The sequence below is a fragment of the Methylobacillus sp. DLP286 genome, from assembly GCF_056636515.1.
In genome coordinates this window covers 114,835-138,345 of the sequence record NZ_CM153145.1, presented here as the reverse complement: position 1 = coordinate 138,345, position 23,511 = coordinate 114,835, and the positions used below count along the sequence as shown (strand labels likewise).

The 23,511-nt window shown below is 58.5% G+C and carries 21 protein-coding genes; 8 read left to right on the top strand and 13 right to left on the bottom strand.

Annotated features, from left to right (window positions below; translation table 11 throughout):
* Positions 1–21 precede the first annotated feature (21 nt).
* From ACWXTG_RS00660 to rlmE, 5 genes are all read right to left on the bottom strand, one after another.
* A complete protein-coding gene (locus ACWXTG_RS00660) occupies positions 22–561 on the bottom strand; it encodes a phosphatase PAP2 family protein (RefSeq protein WP_407995853.1) in 540 nt (179 codons plus the stop codon).
* A gap of 68 nt (positions 562–629) precedes the next feature.
* Positions 630–1,991 (bottom strand): phosphoglucosamine mutase, encoded by a 1,362-nt coding sequence (gene glmM / locus ACWXTG_RS00655; protein WP_407995852.1) that lies wholly within the window; start codon positions 1,989–1,991, stop codon positions 630–632.
* 34 nt (positions 1,992–2,025) lie between these two features.
* The gene (folP, locus tag ACWXTG_RS00650) at positions 2,026–2,865 is read right to left on the bottom strand and encodes a dihydropteroate synthase (protein WP_480220370.1); all 840 of its coding nucleotides are present in this window, start codon (positions 2,863–2,865) and stop codon (positions 2,026–2,028) included.
* Between the two features lie 86 nt (positions 2,866–2,951).
* Positions 2,952–4,844 carry an ATP-dependent zinc metalloprotease FtsH gene (gene ftsH / locus ACWXTG_RS00645; protein ID WP_480220369.1) on the bottom strand — a complete coding sequence of 631 codons (1,893 nt, stop codon included), beginning with the start codon at positions 4,842–4,844 and terminating at the stop codon, positions 2,952–2,954.
* Between the two features lie 71 nt (positions 4,845–4,915).
* Positions 4,916–5,539 carry a 23S rRNA (uridine(2552)-2'-O)-methyltransferase RlmE gene (gene rlmE / locus ACWXTG_RS00640; protein ID WP_407994330.1) on the bottom strand — a complete coding sequence of 208 codons (624 nt, stop codon included), beginning with the start codon at positions 5,537–5,539 and terminating at the stop codon, positions 4,916–4,918.
* Positions 5,540–5,572: 33 nt separating this feature from the next.
* Here rlmE and ACWXTG_RS00635 point away from each other — a divergent pair, with 33 nt between their 5' ends.
* Complete coding sequence (locus ACWXTG_RS00635) at positions 5,573–5,869, top strand: YhbY family RNA-binding protein (protein WP_407994387.1); 297 nt, start codon at positions 5,573–5,575, stop codon at positions 5,867–5,869.
* 64 nt (positions 5,870–5,933) lie between these two features.
* Here the strand turns inward: ACWXTG_RS00635 and ACWXTG_RS00630 are convergent, their stop codons facing one another.
* The 8 genes from ACWXTG_RS00630 to ACWXTG_RS00595 all read right to left on the bottom strand — a co-directional run bounded on the left by ACWXTG_RS00630 (position 5,934) and on the right by ACWXTG_RS00595 (position 15,850).
* On the bottom strand, positions 5,934–6,389 hold the full coding sequence (locus ACWXTG_RS00630; RefSeq protein WP_309564726.1) for a DUF4149 domain-containing protein: 456 nt from the start codon (positions 6,387–6,389) through the stop codon (positions 5,934–5,936).
* Positions 6,390–6,402: 13 nt separating this feature from the next.
* On the bottom strand, positions 6,403–6,879 hold the full coding sequence (gene greA / locus ACWXTG_RS00625; RefSeq protein ID WP_309564725.1) for a transcription elongation factor GreA: 477 nt from the start codon (positions 6,877–6,879) through the stop codon (positions 6,403–6,405).
* A gap of 133 nt (positions 6,880–7,012) precedes the next feature.
* Positions 7,013–10,219: a carbamoyl-phosphate synthase large subunit gene (gene carB / locus ACWXTG_RS00620; protein WP_480220368.1), complete on the bottom strand. Its 3,207-nt coding sequence runs from the start codon at positions 10,217–10,219 to the stop codon at positions 7,013–7,015.
* 5 nt (positions 10,220–10,224) lie between these two features.
* Positions 10,225–11,355, bottom strand: a complete 1,131-nt coding sequence (gene carA, locus ACWXTG_RS00615; protein ID WP_480220367.1) for a glutamine-hydrolyzing carbamoyl-phosphate synthase small subunit — start codon at positions 11,353–11,355, stop codon at positions 10,225–10,227.
* A gap of 195 nt (positions 11,356–11,550) precedes the next feature.
* The gene (gene dapB / locus ACWXTG_RS00610; RefSeq protein ID WP_480220366.1) at positions 11,551–12,354 is read right to left on the bottom strand and encodes a 4-hydroxy-tetrahydrodipicolinate reductase; all 804 of its coding nucleotides are present in this window, start codon (positions 12,352–12,354) and stop codon (positions 11,551–11,553) included.
* Between the two features lie 42 nt (positions 12,355–12,396).
* Positions 12,397–13,170 (bottom strand): outer membrane protein assembly factor BamE, encoded by a 774-nt coding sequence (locus tag ACWXTG_RS00605; RefSeq protein WP_480220365.1) that lies wholly within the window; start codon positions 13,168–13,170, stop codon positions 12,397–12,399.
* Between the two features lie 101 nt (positions 13,171–13,271).
* Positions 13,272–14,930 carry a DNA repair protein RecN gene (gene recN / locus ACWXTG_RS00600; protein WP_480220364.1) on the bottom strand — a complete coding sequence of 553 codons (1,659 nt, stop codon included), beginning with the start codon at positions 14,928–14,930 and terminating at the stop codon, positions 13,272–13,274.
* Positions 14,931–14,986: 56 nt separating this feature from the next.
* Positions 14,987–15,850 carry an NAD kinase gene (locus ACWXTG_RS00595; protein WP_480220363.1) on the bottom strand — a complete coding sequence of 288 codons (864 nt, stop codon included), beginning with the start codon at positions 15,848–15,850 and terminating at the stop codon, positions 14,987–14,989.
* A 186-nt stretch (positions 15,851–16,036) separates the two neighbouring features.
* Between ACWXTG_RS00595 and hrcA the strand changes: the two genes are divergently transcribed.
* From hrcA to ACWXTG_RS00560, 7 genes are all read left to right on the top strand, one after another.
* A complete protein-coding gene (hrcA, locus tag ACWXTG_RS00590; RefSeq protein WP_480220362.1) occupies positions 16,037–17,059 on the top strand; it encodes a heat-inducible transcriptional repressor HrcA in 1,023 nt (340 codons plus the stop codon).
* 83 nt (positions 17,060–17,142) lie between these two features.
* Positions 17,143–18,177 carry a ferrochelatase gene (hemH, locus tag ACWXTG_RS00585; protein WP_480220361.1) on the top strand — a complete coding sequence of 345 codons (1,035 nt, stop codon included), beginning with the start codon at positions 17,143–17,145 and terminating at the stop codon, positions 18,175–18,177.
* An 88-nt stretch (positions 18,178–18,265) separates the two neighbouring features.
* Positions 18,266–19,246: an ADP-glyceromanno-heptose 6-epimerase gene (gene rfaD / locus ACWXTG_RS00580; RefSeq protein ID WP_309564716.1), complete on the top strand. Its 981-nt coding sequence runs from the start codon at positions 18,266–18,268 to the stop codon at positions 19,244–19,246.
* A 19-nt stretch (positions 19,247–19,265) separates the two neighbouring features.
* Positions 19,266–19,829, top strand: a complete 564-nt coding sequence (locus ACWXTG_RS00575; RefSeq protein ID WP_480220360.1) for a D-sedoheptulose 7-phosphate isomerase — start codon at positions 19,266–19,268, stop codon at positions 19,827–19,829.
* Positions 19,830–19,850: 21 nt separating this feature from the next.
* On the top strand, positions 19,851–21,317 hold the full coding sequence (hldE, locus tag ACWXTG_RS00570) for a bifunctional D-glycero-beta-D-manno-heptose-7-phosphate kinase/D-glycero-beta-D-manno-heptose 1-phosphate adenylyltransferase HldE (protein WP_480220359.1): 1,467 nt from the start codon (positions 19,851–19,853) through the stop codon (positions 21,315–21,317).
* Positions 21,318–21,334: 17 nt separating this feature from the next.
* Entirely contained in the window at positions 21,335–22,360 is a 1,026-nt protein-coding gene (gene waaF, locus ACWXTG_RS00565; protein WP_480220358.1) for a lipopolysaccharide heptosyltransferase II, read from the top strand.
* Between the two features lie 3 nt (positions 22,361–22,363).
* Positions 22,364–23,500: a glycosyltransferase gene (locus ACWXTG_RS00560; protein WP_480220357.1), complete on the top strand. Its 1,137-nt coding sequence runs from the start codon at positions 22,364–22,366 to the stop codon at positions 23,498–23,500.
* Positions 23,501–23,511: the final 11 nt, after the last annotated feature.

Here is a 23,511-nt window from a genome sequence, read left to right as displayed (position 1 = left end):
ATGTGAGGAAAATAGAAACAGCTAGACGAACAAGAAAGATACCGAGGCGATCAAAGCGCCAATTGCAGCTCCTGCCAGCACATCGCTCGGATAATGCAACCCCAGCACCACGCGCGACATCGCCACCAACACAGCAAACGGCAGTATCAGCATGCTAAGTTCCGGATAATAGGCCAAGGCGACCATGCTGAATGCGACTGCGTGCAGGGTATGGCCCGAGGGGAAGCTGAACTTGTCGAGCGGTTTTCCGGCTAGCCACACGTCCTGGTGGACAGCATAAGGTCGTGGACGCAAGGTTTTGCCCTTGAGCCATTTGTAGATCAACGTGCCGCTCAGGCCTACGACCATCATATGCAGGCTGGCCGCAATGCCAGCCTCTCCTTGTGTGAGGATCAGGCCCAGCATGATGGCATACCAGAACACGCCATCGCCCAGGCGGCTCACCAGGCGGAAACTCCAGCGTACCAGGCGGTAATGGCTGCTGCGATTGACCTTGATGCACAAGGCACTGTCCAGCGCACAGATACGTTCAAGATAATTTGTCAGCAGTCGGTTATGCATGGGCGCAGATTGGCACTCCCTCATGACAAAACCGTGTCACTACGCTGAATTTATGATGACAGCCGCTCTTAGTTTCCTGCCGCTTGCCGCACCACAGCGGCAATATTCTCGGCCAAGCTCTGCACAAGGTTCCGGTCCTGCCCTTCGACCATGACGCGAATCTTGGGCTCCGTGCCGGAAGCGCGCAGCAAGACGCGGCCGCTGCCGTTCAATGCATCCTCGGCAGCCTTCACCGCCGCCTGCAATTCTGGATTGCCGTCCAGGTCAATGCGTTGCGCGACCTTGACGTTGATGAGTACCTGAGGATAGAGTGGCAAGCGCCTGCCCCAATCGGCCAGGCTCAGGCCGGAGGCGCGCAAGGCATGCAGCACCTGCAATGCGGCGATGATGCCATCGCCGCTGCTATGCTTGTCCAGACAGAGGATGTGCCCTGAGTTTTCCCCGCCCAGCTGCCATTCATTGGCATTGAGCAATTCCAGTACATAGCGATCACCAACCTTGGCACGCTGGAATGGGATGCCTTCTTTGCCCAGCGCATGTTCGAGCGCTAGGTTGGTCATGAGGGTACCGGCTACACCGCCACCCAACCGGCCACGTTGATGGCGATGGCTGGCGATAATGTAGAGCAGCTGGTCGCCATCCAACAGCTGGCCTTGGCTATCGACCATGACCACGCGGTCGCCATCGCCGTCGAACGCGATGCCGAGGTCGGCCTGATGCTCGACCACGGCCTGCTGCAAGGACTCTGGATGGGTGGAGCCGACGTCCAGGTTGATGTTCAGGCCGTTCGGCTGGGTACCGATGCTGATGACTTCGGCGCCCAACTCGTGGAACACAGGCGGCGCCACATGGTAGGTCGCGCCGTTGGCGCAATCGAGCACGATCTTCAGCCCGCGCAAATCCAACGCATTCGGGAAGGTGCTCTTGCAGAACTCGATATACCGGCCTGCTGCATCGTCAATCCGCTTAACCCGACCGATCTGTTCCGTCGGGACCAGCTCCATGGGCTGGTCCAATTCGGCCTCGATGGCGAGTTCTACCTCGTCCGGCAACTTGGTGCCTTGCGCCGAGAAAAACTTGATGCCGTTATCGTCAAACGGGTTATGGGATGCCGAAATCACGATGCCGGCCTGCGCACGCTGCGCACGGGTCACATGGGCGATGGCGGGCGTCGGCAACGGCCCGGTGATACGGACGTTGACGCCGCCTGCGCAAAGACCGGAGACCAGTGCCGTCTCGAACATATACCCCGAGATGCGGGTATCCTTGCCGATAATCACCAGCGGTTTGGTGCCGGGCGCCAGGTGATGGTCCATACGCGTCAACACACGACCGGCCGCATAGCCAAGGCGCATGACGAAATCAGGGGTGATGGGAAACGTCCCCACCTTGCCGCGCACACCATCCGTACCAAAATATTTTCTGCTCATTTTTATGACTCGTTAAATTTTTTACCAGCGCCGCTCATGCATTGATGACGGCATCGACTACCTTTAGCGCATCCACCGTGGCCTTCACGTCGTGCACCCGCACAATACGGCCGCCCTTCATTGCCGAAATCACCGAAGCCGCCAGGCTGGCATGCAGCCGTTGATCAACGTCACTACCGACGATCTGCCCAAGCACGGACTTGCGCGACAAGCCGACCAGCAAGGGGCGGCCCAGCTCTAGGATATCCGGCAGGCCGTTGAGCAGGGCAATATTATGCGCCGTGCGCTTGCCGAAGCCGAAGCCCGGGTCGAGCACGATGCGCTCAGCAGGAATGCCCGCCGCCTCACATGCCTGCAAGCGTTGCAGGAGGAATGCCTTTACTTCCTGCACCACGTCCTGATAAACCGGGTCCTTCTGCATGGTCTGCGGCGTCCCCTGCATATGCATGACGCAAACCCCGGCATTGCCCTCCGCAGCCGCCTGCAATGCGCCAGGCTCCTGCAAGCCGCGAATGTCGTTGATGATGGCGGCACCGACTTTTACCGCTTCGCGCATCACTTGCGGCTTATAGGTATCAATGGAAAGCGGTACATCGACTTCCCTTGCCAGGCGCTCTATTACGGGGATTACCCGGTCCAGCTCCTCCTCCAGCCCGACAGGGATTGCATTAGGCCGGGTAGACTCGCCGCCGATGTCGAGAATATCGGCACCCTCGGCTACCTGTTGCAAGGCATGCGAGACGGCCAACTCGGTCGAGGCATAGCGCCCGCCGTCTGAAAAGGAATCCGGGGTGACATTGACGATGCCCATGACATGGGGCCGGGTGAGGTCAAGTTGGTACTTGCCGCAAATGAATTGGTTAGAGATTTGCATATTTCATCAACAGACGGAAACAATAAAGGCCACAAGTCCCGAAGTATTTGCTTTCGAGTCAATGTGGCCTAGAAGCGGAAACTGAATCAGGCTTTTGCAGCAGGCTGCGGCGCTGGCTCTGTGGTCGTGCCGCCGCCATTGTCGCTATCTGCGGCAGGCTTGCTGCTGGATGGCGCTGGTTTGGGCGGACGTGGCGGCTTGCCTTCCATGATGTCCTGGATTTGTTCCGCATCGATGGTTTCCCATTCCAGCAAAGCTGCCGTCATGACTTCCACCTTGTCACGGTTCTCTTCCAGCAGCTTGCGCGCCACGGCATATTGCTCGTCCAGGATACGGCGGATTTCCGCGTCCACTTTTTGCTGAGTCGCCTCGGACACAGTCTTGGCTGACATACTGCCAAACATGGAGTCCTGCTCGTTACCCGCATACACCATGGTACCCAGCACATCGGACATGCCGTACTTGGTCACCATATCGCGTGCGATCTTGGTGGCCCGCTCGAAGTCGTTGGAGGCGCCAGTGGACATCTGGTTCATGAAAATTTCTTCCGCAATGCGGCCGCCAAACAGGATGGAGATTTCCTCCAGCATCTTGTCCTTGTAGTTGCTGATACGGTCATGCTCAGGCAACTGCCAGGTCAGGCCAAGCGCCCATCCACGCGGCATGATGGTCACCTTGTGCACGGGATCGGCATGCGGCAACAGAGCAGCCACGACGGCATGGCCAGATTCGTGGTAGGCCGTATTGCGGCGTTCTTCCTCGCGCATGATCATGGATTTGCGCTCAGGCCCCATGAATATCTTATCCTTGGCATCCTCGAAGTCCTGCATATCGACGGTGCGCTTGTTACGGCGCGCGGCAAACAACGCCGCTTCATTGACCAAGTTGGCCAGGTCGGCACCCGAGAAGCCGGGCGTGCCGCGTGCCAGGATATCTGCCTTGACGTCGGCATCAATCGGCACCTTGCGCATATGCACCTTGAGAATCTGCTCTCGGCCCCGGATATCGGGCAAGCCAACCATCACCTGGCGGTCGAAACGCCCCGGACGCAACAGCGCCTTGTCGAGCACATCGGCACGGTTGGTCGCAGCAATCACGATCACACCGGAATTGGCCTCGAAGCCGTCCATTTCCACCAGCATCTGGTTGAGGGTCTGTTCGCGCTCGTCGTTGCCGCCGCCGGTGCCTGCGCCACGGTGACGGCCCACGGCATCGATTTCATCGATAAAGATGATGCAAGGCGAATTCTTCTTGGCCTGCTCGAACATGTCGCGCACGCGCGCCGCGCCCACGCCGACGAACATTTCAACGAAGTCGGAACCGGAAATCGTGAAGAAAGGCACCTTGGCTTCGCCGGCGATGGCTTTGGCAAGCAATGTCTTACCGGTCCCAGGAGGGCCCACCATCAGCACGCCGCGCGGGATGCGTCCGCCCAGCTTCTGGAACTTGGTCGGGTCGCGCAGAAATTCCACCAGTTCGGACACTTCTTCCTTGGCTTCGTCGCAACCGGCCACGTCCGCGAAGGTAGTATGGTTGGAGTTTTCATCGAGCTGGCGCGCCTTGCTCTTGCCGAACGAGAACGCACCACCCTTGCCGCCGCCCTGCATCTGGCGCATGAAGAAAATCCAGACGCCGATCAGCAGCAGCATGGGGAACCATGACACGAAGATGCTCATGAGGATGGATGGCTCTTCGTCGGGCTTGGCTTCCACCGTCACATTGTTCTTGAGCAGGTCGGACACTAGCCATGGGTCGGAAGGCGCATAGGTATTGAACTTGCGGCCTTCGTTGGTCACGCCGCGCAGCACGCGTCCATCAATGGTGACCTTGGCGATCCTGCCCTCTTTCACCTCATTGATGAACTGCGAATACACCACCTGGCTCTCAGAAGAACCCTTGGGGCCGAACTGGTTAAAAACCGTCATGAGCACCAGGGCCACAATCAGCCAGATGGCAACGTTCTTTACGATGTTATTCAAAGTCCTGATCCTTATTCAATGGACATTTACTGCTTTATTCTAAACCTATTTGCACCGTCATGCCCTACAATTCAGGCATTCTTGCGCTTCAGGCCCAGAAGATAAACTTCACTGCTGCGGTCCCGCGACGCCTTAGGTTTGCGCGTCACCACTTTCTCGAAACTTTCTCGCATTGCCAGCACAATCTCGTCGAAGCCGGAGCCGATGAATACTTTGACCAGGAAATTGCCCCCCGGTTTCAACCATTCCCGGCTAAACTCCAGTGCAAGCTCGGTGAGGTAGGCCGCCCTTGCCTGGTCCACGTCGCTGATGCCACTGATATTGGGGGCCATATCGGCAATTACAAGGTCTACCGGCTTTCCGTTCAGGGTTTTTTCAAGGGCCCGCAGGATTTCCTCCTCGCGAAAATCCCCCTGGATGAACTCGACGCCAGGCACCGGCGGCATTTCCAGAATGTCCAGCGCGATCACGCGCCCTTGGCCGGCAAGGCGCTGGACTGCCACTTGCGACCAGCTGCCAGGCGCAGAGCCCAGATCGACGATGGTCATGCCCGGCTTGATCAATTGGTCTTTTTCATCAATTTCGAGCAATTTGTAGGCGGCACGGGCACGGTAGCCGTCACGCTGGGCACGTTTGACGAACTCGTCATTCACATGTTCCTGCAACCAAGCTTTACTGGTAGGTCGGCGTTTCATCTGCTAAACTGCGAGCCTTTTCGAATCAACAAGATAAATCAATTGAATTCCAAACAAATCAGCTTTTTGCGTGGCCTGGGCCACGACCTGCATCCTGTAGTGATGATAGGTAATAACGGCCTGTCAGAACAGGTCTTGAAAGAGATTGAGGTCAGCCTGAAGTCGCACGAGCTGATCAAGATCAAGGTATTCGGCGACGACCGGGCGGCCCGCGTCGCCATGCTGCAGGAAATCTGCGAGAAGACCGGCGCCATTCCCGTGCACCATATCGGCAAGCAATTGATCATCTACCGCCAGGCCGAGCAGCCCAAGATCGCCATTCCGAAATAGAACGAGCCCTTACCTAAGACAAAAGCCGCAACTCATCATCATTGTGAATTGCGGCTTTTCTCCGTTATGGCTTTGCCTTGAATATCAGCACCAGGCCAAGCAAGCTCTGAACCAAGTAGCCCACGCTGGCGATGCCGTGTACTAGGCTGAACTGGTCCGCGAAGTCGCTATGCATTACATCGGCAGGCAATGCCTGCGCCTTCAGATCCGCCATCATGGGCTGTATGACGAACTGCCCGCCGATCGCGATCAGGAGCATGATGACAACAGCCCAGAAAAAGCCTTGCTTGAATGCAAAAAACCCTGAACGCAGTAGGCGGTGCAGCAGCAAGTAGACCGCGCTTGCAAAGCCGATGTAGGCCACCAGTTCGAATAAACGTCCCGCAAGATTTCCCGCCAATGGCTTGTCTGCAGCAAGTTGGCTGAACAGGCTGGGCGCCACGACATAGCCGACTATCCACAAGGCTCCTACCCAAAGGGTAATGACGATTAATGCCAACCTGTCAGACCATGCATTCATTCGCCTAGCCTCTCTAGATATACTGCACGTTGAGCACTTCGTAGGAGCGCAGGCCGCCAGGAGCCGCCACTTCAGCAACATCCCCCTCGACCTTGCCAATCAATGCACGGGCAATCGGCGAACCAATCGAAATCTTGCCGCTTTTGATGTCCGCCTCGTCGTCGCCTACGATCTGATAGGTCGCCACGTCCCCGCTATCCAGGTCTTCAACCTCAACCGTGGCGCCAAATACGCAGCGGCCCTCGGCATTCAAGGTTGCGGGATCAATGACCATCGCATTGGAAAGCTTGGCCTCGATTTCGGCAATCCGGCCTTCAATGAAGCTCTGGCGCTCCTTGGCCGCATCATATTCCGCATTTTCGGAAAGATCGCCTTGGGCGCGCGCTTCCGCAATGGCCTGGATCACGTCAGGCCGGTCCACGCTGCGCAGGCGCTGCAATTCGGCCTTGAGGAGTTCAGCGCCTTTGACGGTAATTGGGATTTGATTCATTTGTTATTCCTTGGCATCCACAACTTGCTTGAAAACAATGCATTGCCTGCCGAAACGAACCGCAACAGGCATGCCGGATAAAAATAAAACCACACCTGCTTGTACAGGCGTGGTCTGGTCAGTAACTATGTTATTACTTAGAAAGCTGTTTATGCAAGCTTTGCAAGGACTGCACTTCCAGTTCCTGCATATGCGCCATGCCGATGCAGGCGGCCTTGGCGCCAGCCAGCGTAGTGTAATACGTCACCTTCTGCTGCAGGGCGCTGCGGCGGATTTCATAGGAGTCCGCCACGGCACGCTTGTCTTCGGTCACGTTGACAATGAAGCTGATCTCGCCATTCTTGATCATGTCCACGATGTGCGGGCGCCCTTCCGCCACCTTGTTCACCGGCGTCACGCTCAATCCGGCCTCGGTCAGCGCGCCAGCGGTGCCGCGCGTAGCCACCAACTGGAACCCGAGTCCGGCGAGGGCCTGTGCGATTTCGACCACGCGCTCGCGGTCCTCGCGCCGTACGCTGATGAACGCCTTGCCGCCCTTGGGCAGCTTGGTGCCGGAACCGAGCTGCGACTTGACGAAGGCTTCGGCAAAGGTCTTGCCTACCCCCATCACTTCGCCGGTAGACTTCATTTCCGGCCCAAGAATGGTATCCACGCCCGGGAACTTGATGAACGGGAATACCGCTTCCTTCACGGAATAGTAAGGCGGCACGACCTCGCGGGTCACGCCCTGGTCCTTGAGCTTGCGCCCGGTCATGCAGCGCGCCGCGATCTTGGCCAGCTGCAAGCCGCAGGCCTTGGACACGAAGGGCACGGTGCGGGACGCGCGCGGATTGACTTCCAGCACGTAAACGGTATTGCCCTGAATAGCGAACTGCACGTTCATGAGCCCGACCACGCCCAGCGCCTTGGCCATCTTGACGGTCTGCTCGCGCAGCTCGTCCTGCATCGCAGCAGACAAGCTGTATGGCGGCAGCGAGCATGCGGAGTCGCCTGAGTGCACACCGGCCTGCTCGACGTGCTCCATGATGCCGCCGATGATGACGTCTTCGCCGTCGGAAAGCGCATCCACATCCACTTCAAGCGCATCGTTGAGGAAGCGGTCGAGCAATACCGGGGACTCGTTGGAAACCTTGACGGCCTCGCGCATATAACGCTCGAGCTGTGCCTGCTCGTGCACGATTTCCATCGCGCGGCCACCCAGTACGTAAGAAGGACGCACCACCAATGGATAGCCGATCTCCTGCGCCAGGCGGATCGCCTCCTCAGGCGTACGCGCCGTGCGGTTGGGCGGCTGCTTCAGGTCGAGTTCCTGCAGCATCTGCTGGAAGCGCTCGCGGTCTTCCGCACGGTCGATCGCGTCCGGGCTGGTGCCAATGATGGGCACGCCGGCCTTCTCCAGGTCGCGCGCAAGTTTGAGCGGAGTCTGTCCGCCATATTGCACGATCACGCCTTCCGGCTTTTCCAGCGCCACGATCTCCAGCACGTCCTCCAGCGTCAACGGCTCGAAATAGAGGCGATCGGAAGTGTCGTAATCGGTGGATACGGTTTCCGGGTTGCAGTTGACCATGATGGTCTCATAGCCGTCCTCGCGCATCGCGAAGGCGGCATGCACACAGCAATAGTCGAACTCGATGCCCTGGCCGATACGGTTAGGCCCGCCGCCCAGCACCATGATCTTCTTCTTGCTGGTCGGCTGTGCCTCGCACTCCTCTTCATAGGTGGAGTACATATAGGCGGTGTCTGTCGAGAATTCGGCAGCGCAGGTATCCACGCGCTTGTAGACCGGGCGCACGCTCAATGCCTGGCGGTAGGCGCGCACGGCATGCTGGTCGGTGCCCAGCAGCCTGGCGAGGCGCTTGTCGGAGAAGCCGCGGCGCTTGAGCTGGAACAGCGCGTCGCGATCCAGGTCGGCGAGGTGGCGGCCCTTGAGCGCCTGCTCGCGCTTGATGATGTCCTCGATCTGCACCAGGAACCAGCGGTCGATCTTGGATAGGTCGAATACCTGGTCCACCGTCAGGCCGGCACGGAACGCATCGCCAACGTACCAGATGCGCTCAGGGCCGGGCTCGCCAAGTTCCTTCTGGATTTCGTCCAGGTCAGTCGTCTTTTCGTCCAGGCCGTCCACGCCTACTTCCAGGCCGCGCAGGGCCTTCTGGAATGATTCCTGGAAAGTACGGCCAATGGCCATCACTTCACCCACCGACTTCATCTGCGTCGTCAAGCGGGAGTCAGCCTGCGGGAATTTCTCGAACGCGAAACGCGGGATCTTGGTGACGACGTAATCGATGGAAGGCTCGAAGGAAGCCGGTGTCGCGCCACCCGTAATCTCGTTGCGCAGCTCGTCCAGGGTAAAGCCGACCGCGAGCTTTGCCGCCACCTTGGCAATCGGGAAACCGGTGGCCTTGGATGCCAAGGCGGATGAACGCGACACGCGCGGGTTCATCTCGATCACGATCATGCGGCCGTCGTCGGGGTTGATCGCGAACTGCACGTTGGAACCGCCGGTATCCACCCCGATCTCGCGCAACACGGCGAGAGAGGCGTTGCGCATGATCTGGTATTCCTTGTCGGTCAGGGTCTGCGCAGGAGCGACAGTGATCGAGTCGCCGGTATGCACACCCATCGGGTCAAGGTTCTCGATGGAACAGATGATGATGCAGTTGTCCTTGCTGTCGCGGACCACTTCCATCTCGTATTCTTTCCAGCCGAGCAGGGATTCTTCGATCAGCAGCTCGCTGGTCGGGGAGGCCTCCAGGCCGCGCTCGCAAATCGTGATGAACTCTTCACGGTTGTAGGCGATGCCGCCGCCGCTGCCGCCCATGGTGAACGAGGGGCGGATGATGGCGGGATAACCGATCGAAGCCTGCACCTGCAACGCCTCTTCCATGCTGTGCGCCACTGCGGAGCGGGCGGAGCCGAGGCCGATCTTGGTCATGGCCTGCTTGAACTTCTCGCGGTCCTCGGCCTTGTCGATGGCTTCCTTGGAAGCGCCGATCAGCTCGACATTGTATTTTTCCAGCACGCCGTGCTTGGCCAGGTCCAATGCGCAATTCAGCGCGGTCTGCCCGCCCATGGTCGGCAACAGCGCATCCGGGCGCTCGATGGCAATGATCTTCTCGACCATCTGCCAGGTGACAGGCTCGATGTAGGTTGCATCCGCCATGTCCGGATCGGTCATGATGGTCGCCGGGTTGGAGTTGACCAGGATGACGCGGTAGCCTTCTTCGCGCAACGCCTTGCAGGCCTGGGCGCCGGAATAGTCGAATTCACAGGCCTGGCCGATCACGATCGGGCCGGCGCCTATGATGAGTATGGATTTGATATCGGTACGTTTTGCCATGGTATTTATTGCTTTTGCTGTCCCATCAGGTTGATGAAGCGGTCGAACAGGTAGCTCATCTCGTTAGGGCCCGGGCTGGCTTCGGGATGCCCCTGGAAGCTGAACGCAGGCTTGTCGGTACGGGCGATCCCTTGCAGGCTGCCATCGAACAAGGAGACATGGGTAGACTTGAGGTTGGCTGGCAGGCTTTCCGGATCGACTGCAAAGCCATGGTTCTGGCTGGTGATGAATACACGCTTGTCGTCCAGGTCCTGCACCGGATGGTTGGCGCCATGATGGCCGAACTTCATCTTGACGGTCCTGGCGCCGCTCGCGAGGGCCAGCAGTTGGTGCCCCAGGCAGATGCCGAATACCGGCACCCCGGTATCGACCAATGTGCTGATGGCCTTGATCGCGTAATCGCAAGGCTCCGGGTCTCCCGGGCCGTTGGAAAGGAAGATGCCGTCGGGATTCAACGCCAACGCTTCCTCGGCAGTCGCCTGGGCTGGGAGGATGGTCACCTTGCAACCGCGCTCCACCAGCATGCGCAGGATGTTGTGCTTGACGCCGTAGTCGAAAGCGACCACGTTGAACTTGGCATGATCTTGGGCGGCATAGCCTTCGCCAAGCTTCCATTCGCCCAGCTCGAACGTGCCTGCGTCCTTGCGGCTCACCACCTTGGCCAGGTCCATGCCGGCCAGGCCAGGGAAGCTGCGCGCCAACTCCAGCGCGCGCGCCTCGTCCACCTCGCCTGCGATGATACAGCCGGCCTGCGCGCCCTTTTCACGCAGGATGCGGGTAAGCTTGCGGGTATCGATATCGGCAATGGCCACCACGTTGTTTTCGGCCAGGTATTCTGACAGGGGTTTCTCGCTGCGCCAGCTGCTGCTCAGCAAGGGCAGGTCGCGAATGACGAGGCCGCTTGCGTAGACATGCCCGGACTCGACATCTTCGACATTGACCCCGACGTTGCCGATATGCGGGTAGGTCAATGTGACGATTTGCTTGGTATAGGATGGGTCGGTGAGAATTTCCTGATAACCGGTAATGGAGGTGTTGAAGACCACCTCCCCTACAGTCTCACCCAAGGCACCGATTGAAATGCCCCTGAACACTGTCCCGTCTGCGAGCACAAGTACGGCTGGGGTTTGCGGCAATTCTAACTCCTTGTAACTATTTGATATTCCGCACAAAGACAAGCACGGAAAGCGGATGTGCAAAGCGGGACGGGCTCCCGCCCATCCCGCTTTAATTTTTGCGGAATTATAGCCTAAAGCGGCATTGCCTTCAACGCGCGCATTAAACAATTTTCATACTACGGCCATTCGGCACGACCGCAAGCCGCCGATTCGCTATTTTTTCAGGCCAAGCACATCCTGCATGTCGTACAGCCCGGCCTTGCGGCCAGCGAGAAACTTCGCCGCCCTCAGTGCCCCCAGTGCGAAAGTGGCGCGGCTGGACGCCTTGTGCGTCAGTTCCACACGCTCGCCGATGCCGGCGAACAGCACGGTATGATCCCCCACCACGTCGCCGCCGCGCACAGTGGCAAAGCCGATGGTATTGGAATCGCGTTCGCCCGTCACACCTTGGCGGCCATAGATGGCAGTTTCATCCAGGTTGCGGCCCAATGCCTCGGCGGCCGCTTCGCCCAGGCGCAACGCCGTGCCGGAAGGCGCATCCACCTTGAAACGATGATGCGCCTCGATGATTTCCACATCGTAGCCTTGGTCCAGCACCTTGGCCGCGGCCTGCACCAGGTTGATCAACAGGGTCACGCCCACGCTCATGTTCGGCGCAAACACGATGGCGACGTCCTGCGCCGCACGCTCGATCTGCTGCTTTTCCCCGGCACTGAAGCCCGTGGTGCCGATCACCAACTTAACGCCCGCCTGGCGGCAGGCTTCCAGGTATTCCAGGCTGGGCTCAGGGCGGGTGAAATCCACCAGCACGTCCGCGCCATTGATTGCCGCGGCAATGTCAGCGGTAATCTTGACGCCGGTTTCGCGGCCGAACTGCTCGCCGGCATCGCGCCCGATCTGCGGACTGTCCGCACGGTCGAGCGCGCCATGCAATTCCAGCCCCTCATCCTCAAACACCCCTTCGAGAAGGGCATGCCCCATACGGCCGGAACAACCGGCAATGACGATTTTTTGCATTTTCAAACCACATTCATTGATTGATTAAACTGCCACGCAAACCTAGAAGCCGATCTTTTCCAGCATGCGTTCGAAGTAGCCGGGCTCATCCTCAGATGGCAAGTCGTCATCATCCTCTTCTTCATCCGTATCAACGGTTGGCTGGGTTGCCGCAGCTGCACCGGCGGCAGGTTGCGCTGCGGGCTTGGCCGCAGGCTTCGCTGGCGCCGGCTGGGTAGCGGACTGAGGTGTCGACGGCTGGACTGTAGCTGGAGCAGCTGCAGGCGCAACACCGGGAGCTGCCAGCTCCGGCACAACCTTTCTCGGCGCGACAGGGTCTTCCTGCACGACCGGGGCAGTCGGCTTCATATCGTAATATTCGGCTCCGCTGGGCTGCTCGTCATCGCTCTTCCAGAACTTCAGGCGATCGAGCATGCCCTTCTTTTCCGGCGCCTTCGGCTCTACCACGATGGGTGTGGCAGGCGTTGCCGCCGTCACCGCGGTATCTTCCGGCGAGGCGGGAACGACGTCGCCGCGCACACGCTTCAAGGCGTCGTTCTCGAACTCCATGATGACCCGGCGCTGTTCTACGACCTTGCCGCCCTTGCGCATCTGATAGAAATAATCCCAGCGGTCGCGATGGAAGCTATCCTGGATCAGGGGCGACCCCATGATGAAACGCACCTGCGACTTCGTCATGCCAGGCCGCAATTGCAACATCATCTTGGATGTCACGACATTACCTTGCTGGATGTCCATCTTGTAAGGCTTGAAGGAAGGCAGTGCAGAGCTGCAGGCTACGCACAGCAGCGCAGCTAAAAGGATTATATGACGCATCACACCATGACTTTGGCAAGAAATGGCGTAATATACCACGACATTAAAGCCGGTTTTCAGGCATATTGCCGCCATGCCAGATTTTTACATGCCGAGATAGCTCAAGCGCTGGCAGCCAACATCTCGCTCGCGTGCTGCAACGTCGTCTCGGTGATCTCCACCCCGCCCAGCATGCGCGCTACCTCGTCTACACGCTGCGCATGCGTCAGCGCCTCGATCCGGCTCAGGGTCTGCCCATCCTGCAGATGCTTGCTTACCCGCAGATGCTGGGCGCCTTGCGCCGCCACCTGCGGCAAGTGGGTAATCACCAGCACCTGGCGCTGATTGCCCAATGTCTTGAGCAACTGCCCGACCACCTCGGCAACGCCGCCGCCGATGCCGACATCCACCTCGTCGAAAATCATGGTCGGCGTATCGCCCTGCTGCGCCGTGACAACGCGAATCGCCAGGCTGATACGCGACAGCTCGCCGCCCGAAGCCACCTTGGATAAAGGACGGGGCGCCACGCCGGCATGGCCGGCCACCAGGAACTCGACTTGTTCATTTCCTGTCGCAGCAGGCTCCTGCGCATTGAGCGCCACGGCAAATTTGCCGCCGCTCAATGAAAGCCGCTGCATTTCGGCGCTGATCTTGTCGCCAAGGCTTAGCGCCGCCTGCCGGCGCGCGGCACTCAAGCGCTGCGCCAACGCATCATAGCCGGCGCGCGCATGCTCTTCCTCTTGCTGCAACTGGCCGTTGTCGTTCGCGGATTCAAGTTCCGCCACGCGCGCTTGCCATGATGCGAGCAACCCTGGCAGCTCTTCCGGCCGCGACCTGTATTTGCGCGCCGCGGCATGCAAGGCCTGGAGTCGGCTTTCAACCTCGTTCAGGCGCTCGGGGTCCAGGTCCGCACGCTGCAAGTAACGGTTGAGGAAACGGTCGGTTTCCTCCAGCTGGATCACGGCGCCTTCCAGGGTGTCCAGCGCCTCCTGCAATCCGCTGTCGTACGCCACCAGTTCCTGCAGTTTGTGCTGCACGCTGCTCAACTGCCTGATCGCGGCCAGTTCGCCCTCGCTCAACAATTCCCGGCAGGCCTCACCGCCGGCCAATATGCTGGCACCGTGGGCGAGGCGCACATGCTCCTGCTGCAATGGTTCCCACTCCTCGGCGGAAGGCGCCAGCGCAGCCAACTCGCGCACCTGGTCACGCAACTCGGCCAACTCTGCGGCATAGGCTTCGGCATTCTTCTCGGCGTCCATCCGCTTGCGGTACAGCACCTGCCAGGCCTGGTAGGCACTGGCGACTTCCGCCGCCTGGCTTTGCAGGCCGCCATAGGCATCCAGCACCTGCCGCTGCGTGCTGGCTTTGAGCAAGGCATGATGGGCGTGCTGGCTATAGATATCGACCAGGAACTCGCCTATGTCACGCAACTGCTGGATGGTCGCAGGCGAGCCGTTGATAAAGGCGCGCGAGCGCCCGTCGGCATAGATGACGCGGCGCAGCAACAATTGCGCATCATCCGCGTCGATCTCGTTTTCACGCAGCCAAGCCTGCAAATCCGGCAGGGTTGCGATATCGAACACTGCGTTGATCTCGGCCTTTTCCGCTCCGGCGCGCGTGATGCCGCCCTCCCCGCGAGCGCCCAGCACCAACGACAATGCATCGATCAGGATGGACTTGCCAGCGCCGGTTTCACCGGTCAATACGGTAAAGCCGGGGCTGAACTCGAGCTCGAGCTTATCGACGATGACGAAATCACGGATCGAGAGTGTCTGCAGCATCTATGGCCTGCTCCCTCTGTCTTGGCAACGCGGATATGAATTTTCTGTGAGCATGCCTATCCCCAATGCAACTTTTCACGCAAGACGTCGAAATGGTTATGCCCCGGCGGATGCAGCAATGTAATGGTGTTTTTCGCGCGCTTCACCTGTACATGGTCGCCGGGCTGCAACGCCATCTTCATTTGCCCGTCCAGGTGCACGCTGGCATCCTCGGCGTGGACTACCTGGATCACCACGTCGCTGGCGCTGCTGATCGCAATCGGGCGGTTGCTCAGCGTATGCGGACAAATGGGGACCAGGGCGATCGCATCGAGCGTTGGATACAGGATGGGCCCGCCGGCGGATAATGAATAAGCCGTCGTCCCGGTGGGGGTCGCGACGATCAGACCGTCAGAGCGCTGCTTTTGCACGAAGTGCCCGTCGATATGGATTTCCAGCTCGATCAGGCGCGCCAGGCCGTTCTTGTTCACGACCACATCGTTCAAGGCGTATCCCTGCCCGACCGTCTTGCCTTCGCGCACGATGCACGCCTCGAGCAGGATGCGCTGCTCGGTATCGAACACGCCGTCCAGGATCGCGGCCATGCTTTCCAGCATATGGTCCGAATTGATATCGGTCAGAAAGCCGAAACGGCCGCGATTGACGCCCACCAGCGGAATCTTGTAATCCACCAGCGCCCGCGCCACCGTCAGCATGGTGCCGTCGCCGCCCAGCACGATCGCCAGATCGGCATAAGCGCCTATGGCGTTCATCTGCAGCGTGGTATAGCCCTTGATGCTGGAATGCTGCGCCGTTTTTTCCTCGATGAACACGCCGATATGGCGTTCCCCGAGGAACCGCGCCAAGGCAAGAATCTGATCCCGGGTTTCCGGGTTCATGTACTTGCCGATCAATGCCACTGTCTGGAACGCACTTTTCATGGCTGGCATTAAATCATAGAAGATTGGCGCGTAAAACCCTGCCGCATGTCAAATCAATCATCGGGATCAATAATAGATTGCGCAAGACCGGCCTGTATCGGATAATTTTTTCATTTATTGAAGCCTGTCGATATGCATTGAATTTATGCATTGAATTAGCAATGTCACATCCTCATCTATAAGAATATGCTAGACAAACGCGCCCAGATATTGCTGAAGACCCTGATAGAGCACTACATTAGTGACGGTCAGCCCGTGGGCTCGCGCACGCTGTCGGTGGCCTCCGGGCTCGACCTCAGCCCGGCCTCGATCCGCAATATCATGTCGGAGCTCGAGGACCATGGCTTTATCGCCAGCCCGCACACGTCTGCGGGCCGCATTCCCACCCAGCGCGGCTACCGCTTGTTCGTGGATACCCTGCTCACAGTGCAGCCTTTGCAGAACCAGGAAATCCGCAAGCTGGAGCATGTGCTGTCGTCCCCTGACCCGCAGGAACTCATCAACTCTGCCGCGGAGCTCCTGTCCAGCCTGACGCACTTTGCCGGCCTGGTCCTGATCCCCAAGCGCCAGAGCATTGCATTCCGCCACCTGGAATTCCTGCCCTTATCGGAAAAACGCATCCTGGTCATCATCGTTACAACGGACGGCACGGTACAGAACCGCATCATCCTCGCAGACAAACCATATAGCGCGGCAGACCTCACGCAGGCGAGCAACTTCTTCAATCAGAACTATGCCGGCAATACCCTGGACGAGGTCAAGCAAAAGCTGCATGAGGAACTGAAGCAGATGCAGTCCGACATGACGCGCCTCATGGCTGCAGCGCTGGAGGCCAGCAGCAAGACCGCGGACAATAACAAGGACGGCGTCGTCATTGCGGGGGAGCGCAACCTGCTGAACGTGCAGGATCTTTCCACCAATGTCAGTTCCTTGCGCAAACTGTTCGAGATGTTCGAGCGCCGCACCTCGCTCATGCAACTGCTGGACCATAGCCAGAAAGCCAGCGGGGTGCAGATTTTCATCGGCGGAGAATCGGGCTACCTGCCGCTGGATGAATGCAGCATGGTGACCGCCCCTTATGAAACCAATGGGCAAACCATCGGCACGCTGGGTGTGATTGGCCCGACGCGCATGGCTTACGAGCGGGTGATCCCCATCGTGGACATCACGGCGAAACTACTGTCGAATGCATTGTCCAACAACCACTAAGCCACGCCAGACCGGCTTGCAGCATTTCAAGAGCTAGCCAGGCGACGTCCGTGGCAAGCTGTGACCCAACAAGAGGAACGTGCATGTCTTTTTACTTGAAAGAGCCGAACATCTCCGCCCAGGAGCCTGAACGCACCGGCATCCTGGTCATGAACCTGGGCACCCCGGAAGCCCCTACCGCCAAGGCCCTGCGCCCCTATCTGCGGCAATTCCTCAGCGACCGCCGCGTCATCGAGATTCCCCGCTTCATCTGGTGGTTCATCCTCAACGGCGTCATTCTGGTACTGCGCCCGCGGCAATCCGCGCATAAATACGCCACTATATGGGACAAGGATGGCTCGCCCTTGATGGTGAACAGCCAGAAGCAGGCCAGGCTGCTGGAGGGCTACCTGCACGAGCAGGTGGCTTCGCCTTATGCCGTGGAGCTCGGCATGCGCTACGGCCGACCCTCGGTCCAGTCCGCCATCGAGAAGCTCAAGGCAAAGAACTGCAACCGCATCCTGCTGTTCCCGCTCTATCCGCAATATGCCGCGAGCAGCAGCGCCTCTGCGCTTGACGAGGCGATGCGCACGCTGATCCGTACCCGCAACATGCCGGAAATCCGCACCATACGCGACTATCACACGCACCCGGCCTATATTAACGCAGTGGCGGAAAGCATCCGCCTCCATTGGCAACAGCATGGCAAGCCCGACAAGCTGGTCATGAGCTTCCACGGCGTGCCGCGCCGCACCTACGACCTGGGCGACCCCTATTACGATCAATGCCAGGCCAGCGGTAAATTGATTGCCCAGGCGCTGGACCTGACGGAAGACCAATACCTGATTGCATTCCAGTCGCGATTCGGCGCCGCGGAATGGTTGCAACCCTACTTCGCCCCATCGATCGAGGCGCTGGGCAAACAAAAACTGCGCCGCGTGGACGTGGTATGCCCGGGCTTTTCCAGCGACTGCCTGGAAACCCTGGAGGAAATTGCCATGGAGGGGAAAACCCTGTTCCTTGAAGGTGGCGGCGGCGAATACCACTACATTCCTGCCCTCAACGACAGGGATACCTGGATAAAAGCCATGCGTGAAATCGCCCTCGACAATCTGCAGGGCTGGGTGGCGCTGCGTTAGTGCGTCTGCGTTAATCTTGGTTAAACCTCGCCCAATAGGGAATGGGCTTTTGCTATACTCTCGAATTAGCTAGAAACGGATTCAAACAATGATAGTCATCACTGGCGGCGCAGGCATGATAGGCAGCATGATGGCCTGGCATCTCAATACCGTGCTGCAACGCGACGATATTGTGATCGTAGACCGCATTGCGCACCCCGAACAATGGCAAAACCTTTGCCACCGCCGTTATGCCAATTACCTGGACAAGGACGAACTACTCGGCTGGCTGCCCAAGATCGGAAAAATAGATGCCATCATCCATATGGGCGCCATCAGCGCCACGACGGAACGCGATTTCAACAAGCTGGTGCAGGACAATATCCGCTATAGCCAATTGCTATGGGGCTGGTGTGCGGAAAACGAAGTCCCGTTCCTCTACGCAAGCTCCGCCGCCACCTACGGCGGGGGCGAGTTCGGCTATGATGACGAGGAGTCGGCGATCGACCAGTTGCGGCCGCTCAACGGCTACGGCTACTCCAAGCAGTTTTTCGACCAGTGGGTTCTGCGTCAAAGCAGCGAAGGGCTGGCAACCCCGCCGCAATGGTGCGGATTCAAGTTCTTCAATGTCTATGGCCCGAATGAATACCACAAGGAACGCATGGCCAGCGTCGCCTTCCACACCTTTAACCAGTTCCGCGAGCAAGGCCATGTCAAGCTGTTCAAGAGCCACAAGCCCGGTTTTGAGGATGGCATGCAATTGCGCGATTTCGTCTATGTGAAGGACGCCGTGGCCGTGATGGCGCATTTCCTCGAGCAACCCCAGCATTCAGGCCTGTTCAACATCGGCACAGGCGAGGCGCGCGCATTCAAGGATTTAGCCACCGCCGTCATGACCAGCATGGGCCGCGAACCCAGCATCGAATACATCGACATGCCGCAAGACCTCATGGGCAAGTATCAATACTTTACAGAGGCTAATATCAGCAAGTTGCGCAATACAGGCTACACCGCCCCGTTCCACACGCTGGAGCAAGGTGTGCAGGATTACGTCCAGCAATACCTCATGCAAGCCGACCCTTATTGCTGAGCCTAGCCAGGAGAACACCATGAATGCTGTCGACACCTTGAAACAAGCTTTCAGCGAACACCAGGCCGTCATTGCCGCGCTGGAGCCGCTGCTGCCCAAAATCGCCGATGTGGCGCAAGCGATGCGCGCCTGCCTCGCCAACGGCGGCAAGATATTGCTGTTCGGCAACGGCGGCAGCGCCGCCGACAGCCAGCATATCGCCGCTGAAATCGTCGGGCGCTACAAGAAAGAGCGCCGGGGATTGCCAGCCATCGCCTTGACTACGGACACCTCCATCCTCACCTCGGTCGGCAACGACTACGGCTTCGACTTTATTTTCTCCCGCCAGGTGGAAGCGCTCTGCCTGCCCGCAGACCTGGTGATTGGTTTTTCCACCTCGGGCAATAGCCGCAATGTGGTGCTGGGCATAGAAAAGGCACGCGAAATCGGCGCCGTCACCGTGGCCATGACTGGCGGCAGTGGCGGCAAGCTCGCGAGCCTCTGCGACCACGTGCTGACCATGCCCACCAGCGATACCCCCCGCATCCAGGAAGCCCACATCCTGATCGGGCATAGCCTGTGCGACTTGGTGGAAGCCGACTAACACTTCATCATATTTACCCATATGCGCGAGTTTTTCCTCAATACCATTCAGCATCGCTTCGGACATGACCCGTTGTGGATACTGGTCATCGGCGACCTCATGCTGGACCGCTACCTGTTCGGCGATGTCCAGCGCATCTCGCCGGAAGCGCCGGTGCCTGTCGTGTTGCTCAAGTCGCAAGACGAGCGCGCCGGGGGGGCGGCCAACGTGGCGGCCAACCTGGCCGGCCTCGGAATCAAGACCAGGATCGCGGGCGTGATTGGACAGGATAACGAAGCACAGACCCTGCTCGGCTTGATGCGCAATATCGGTGCAGACACGCAGCACGTCCATCGCAGCACGCTCAGGCCCACCATCACCAAGACCCGTATCCTTGGCGGCCACCAGCAAATGATGCGCCTGGACCAGGAAGACGCCGCGGCATTTTCAGCAGAAGAACAACTTGCCCTGCAAGCCGCCATCAGCACGGCACTGACGGACGGACCAGCCGCCGTCATCCTCTCCGACTATGCCAAGGGCGTACTGAGCGAAACCTTGTGCCAGTCGGTGATTGCGCAAGCCACAGCCGCCAATATCCCGGTACTGGTCGATCCCAAGGGGCGCGACTACAGCAAATACCAGGGCGCGAGCGGGCTGACCCCGAACAAACGCGAAACCGCGGAAGCCTGCCATGTCGCCATCCATGACGACCAGGCACTGCTTGCTGCTGCAGAACAGCTGCGCAGCGCGCTGCAGCTCGAATTCCTCGCCGTCACCCGCGGAGAAGAAGGCATCACCGTGCTGGATCGCCAGGGCAGCGCGCATCTGGCTGCCACTGCACGCCAGGTCTACGACGTTTCAGGCGCCGGCGACACCGTGATCGCCACACTCACTGCAGGCTTGGCACACGGCCTTCCCCTGCACGATGCGATCGAGCTCGCCAACATCGCGGCAGGCATCGTGGTGGGCAAGGTCGGCACGGTGCCGATCAACAAGGCGGAACTGGAACATGAGCTGCAATCCCAGCAATCCGCAGCGCAAGCGGACAAGGTCTGCAACCTGGACAGCCTGCTAGCCCGGGTAAGAACCTGGCGCAATCACAGTGAGCGTATCGTCTTTACCAACGGCTGCTTCGACCTGCTGCATGCCGGGCATGTCACTTACCTGGAGGCAGCCCGCAACACCGGCGACCGCCTAGTGCTGGGCCTCAACACGGACCGCTCGGTGAGTGCGTTGAAAGGCCCGACCCGCCCGGTGATCCATGAGCAGGACAGGGCCCGTGTGCTTGCCGCGCTCGAATCCGTGGATGCCGTCATCCTGTTCGATGAAGATACGCCTATCGACCTGATCAAGGCCCTCCGCCCTGACGTCATCGTCAAGGGCAGCGACTACACGGAAGACCAGGTAGTAGGCGGCGCGGAAGTCAAATCCTGGGGCGGCAAGGTCTCATTGATCGATGTCGTGCCGGGCCGTAGCACCAGCAATATCATCAGGAAGCTTGCATCCTGATGGCCGAGGTTCGCTAGATGGTCAACAACCGGCAAGACAAAATCCTCGTCATGGGCCCTTCCTGGGTAGGCGACATGGTGCTGGCGCAAAGCCTGTTCAAGACCCTCAAGCAGCAAAAACCGGACTGCATCATCGAAGTCGCAGCGCCGGCATGGACGTTGCCGTTGCTGGAGCGCATGCCGGAAGTGAATAATGCCATTGCTCTGCCCTTCCAGCACGGCCAGTTGGCATTGAAAGAGCGTATCCGCTTTGGCCGCAGCCTGAAGGAACGGCACTACACCCAATCCATCATGCTCACCAACTCCTTGAAATCCGCTATCCTGCCCGCGGCCAGCGGAATCAAGCAGCGCACCGGGTTTCTCGGTGAAATGCGCTATGGCCTGCTTAACGATATCCGACTATTGGATAAAACCCAATTACCTCGCACGGTGGATCGCTTCGTCGCTCTCGGCATTGATGCCCAGAGCAGTATGCCCAGCCACATTCCCAACCCCAGCTTGGTCGCTAACCGAGATAATGCCTTTGCCTGCCTGGAAAAACTCGGTATAGCAGCACCACACCCCCCCGTATTGGGACTTTGCCCAGGCGCAGAATATGGCGAAGCCAAACGCTGGCCGCTGGAACATTATGCTGAAGTGGCGCGCGCTGCCCATGCCCATGGTTGGCAGGTCTGGCTGTTCGGCTCCGACAAGGATGTACCCTACACCGCCGAGATCAACCGGCTGAGCGGTCAAGTATGCGAGGATTTCGGCGGCAAGACCAAGCTGGGCGATGCCATTGACCTCATGTCGCTATGCGACGCAATCGTCAGCAACGACTCAGGCCTCATGCATGTGGCGGCGGCCTTGGATATAAAACTCATCGCCATTTACGGCTCCTCTGACCCACACCATACACCGCCCATGAGCAGCAAGGCGGTCATTGAATATCTCGGGCTGGCATGCAGCCCCTGCTTTCAACGTGAATGCCCACTGGGTCATTTAAATTGCTTGAAGCAGATTCAGCCGATAACCGTTATCTCAGCACTGCTCACTGAATACTGAACAATGAAAAACCGCATCAAAGTATTACAGCTACAGCCCGATTACAATGTAAAGCCCAATGATGCCTCCGATCTGGCCGAGCAAATCGTCAAGGGCCTGCCGGTAGAGCAATATGAAGTGTTCTCAGGCTATTTGTCTGGCCGCCCCACGAGCACGCAACCAAGCAGCATTGCCGAGCATATTGAATATTTCGACTTAAAAGAAAAGGACGTCACTGGCCTGCGCCTGAAAGCCATGTGGAAACTTTACCGATTCTGTCAAAAGCATCGTCCTGATGTCATTATCTGCAATAGATTCAAGGTAATCAGTTTAGTTCTTCAGCTCAACAAGATCATGCGTGTGCCTTTATGCATTGGCATTGCACACAGCATGGATGAATACAAGCGCAAATATCGGCAATGGCAGGTCAAACTACTGTCCGACCAGCACTGGCGCTTTGTGGGCGTTTCAGAAACTGTACGTGAGAGACTCATTGCATACCAGTCAGGCTTCAAGACAAACAATACTGTCACTATTCAGAACGCGATCGACATCGATAAGGTTGCTGCACAGCAACTGGAGAAACATAGGGCTAGAGAACATCTTGGATTACCCCAGGATGCCATCATCGTCGGCGCACTCGGCAGATTAGTGGCCGTCAAGGGGCATCGCTATCTTATTTCCGCCTTCGCACGTATCAAGGATGAATTTCCCTCTGCTCGATTGGCAATCATTGGGAATGGCAAAGAAGAAAGTGCGCTGAATACACTGATCAAGGAATCCAATATTGCTGATCGTGTAGATATGCTCGGATGGCGCGACAATGCGGCACAATATGCCAAAGCCTTTGATATTTGGACACTCCCTTCGCTGCAGGAAGGCCTGCCGCTAGCGTTGATGGAAGGAATGGCTGGCCGCCTACCTTTGATTGCTTCGGATATTCCACAATTACGTCATATTATTTTGGGGGCTGGTGGAATCGCCGTAAAACCCAAAGATGTCGATGGCCTTGCCGAGGCCCTACGTGCCTATTTATCTATGGATATCCATGCGCTCCAACAAAAGGGAGAACATGGGTTCCGCTATCTGGTAAAGCACCATGGCATTGATCACTACCGCCAAAGCTATCGCCAGCTTATCGAAACGACTATAAGCAATTAAGAAAGAGCTTC

Coding starts and splice junctions, on each gene's coding strand:
- ACWXTG_RS00560 (WP_480220357.1), top strand. CDS start 22,364: ATGAAAAACCGCATCAAAGTATTACAGCTACAGCCCGATTACAATGTA.
- hldE (WP_480220359.1), top strand. CDS start 19,851: ATGCGCGAGTTTTTCCTCAATACCATTCAGCATCGCTTCGGACATGAC.
- hemH (WP_480220361.1), top strand. CDS start 17,143: ATGTCTTTTTACTTGAAAGAGCCGAACATCTCCGCCCAGGAGCCTGAA.
- waaF (WP_480220358.1), top strand. CDS start 21,335: ATGGTCAACAACCGGCAAGACAAAATCCTCGTCATGGGCCCTTCCTGG.
- rfaD (WP_309564716.1), top strand. CDS start 18,266: ATGATAGTCATCACTGGCGGCGCAGGCATGATAGGCAGCATGATGGCC.
- folP (WP_480220370.1), bottom strand. CDS start 2,865: ATGCAAATCTCTAACCAATTCATTTGCGGCAAGTACCAACTTGACCTC.
- ACWXTG_RS00605 (WP_480220365.1), bottom strand. CDS start 13,170: ATGCGTCATATAATCCTTTTAGCTGCGCTGCTGTGCGTAGCCTGCAGC.
- ACWXTG_RS00660 (WP_407995853.1), bottom strand. CDS start 561: ATGCATAACCGACTGCTGACAAATTATCTTGAACGTATCTGTGCGCTG.
- recN (WP_480220364.1), bottom strand. CDS start 14,930: ATGCTGCAGACACTCTCGATCCGTGATTTCGTCATCGTCGATAAGCTC.
- rlmE (WP_407994330.1), bottom strand. CDS start 5,539: ATGAAACGCCGACCTACCAGTAAAGCTTGGTTGCAGGAACATGTGAAT.
- carB (WP_480220368.1), bottom strand. CDS start 10,219: ATGGCAAAACGTACCGATATCAAATCCATACTCATCATAGGCGCCGGC.
- hrcA (WP_480220362.1), top strand. CDS start 16,037: ATGCTAGACAAACGCGCCCAGATATTGCTGAAGACCCTGATAGAGCAC.
- greA (WP_309564725.1), bottom strand. CDS start 6,879: ATGAATCAAATCCCAATTACCGTCAAAGGCGCTGAACTCCTCAAGGCC.
- ACWXTG_RS00630 (WP_309564726.1), bottom strand. CDS start 6,389: ATGAATGCATGGTCTGACAGGTTGGCATTAATCGTCATTACCCTTTGG.
- ACWXTG_RS00595 (WP_480220363.1), bottom strand. CDS start 15,850: ATGAAAAGTGCGTTCCAGACAGTGGCATTGATCGGCAAGTACATGAAC.
- dapB (WP_480220366.1), bottom strand. CDS start 12,354: ATGCAAAAAATCGTCATTGCCGGTTGTTCCGGCCGTATGGGGCATGCC.
- glmM (WP_407995852.1), bottom strand. CDS start 1,991: ATGAGCAGAAAATATTTTGGTACGGATGGTGTGCGCGGCAAGGTGGGG.
- ACWXTG_RS00575 (WP_480220360.1), top strand. CDS start 19,266: ATGAATGCTGTCGACACCTTGAAACAAGCTTTCAGCGAACACCAGGCC.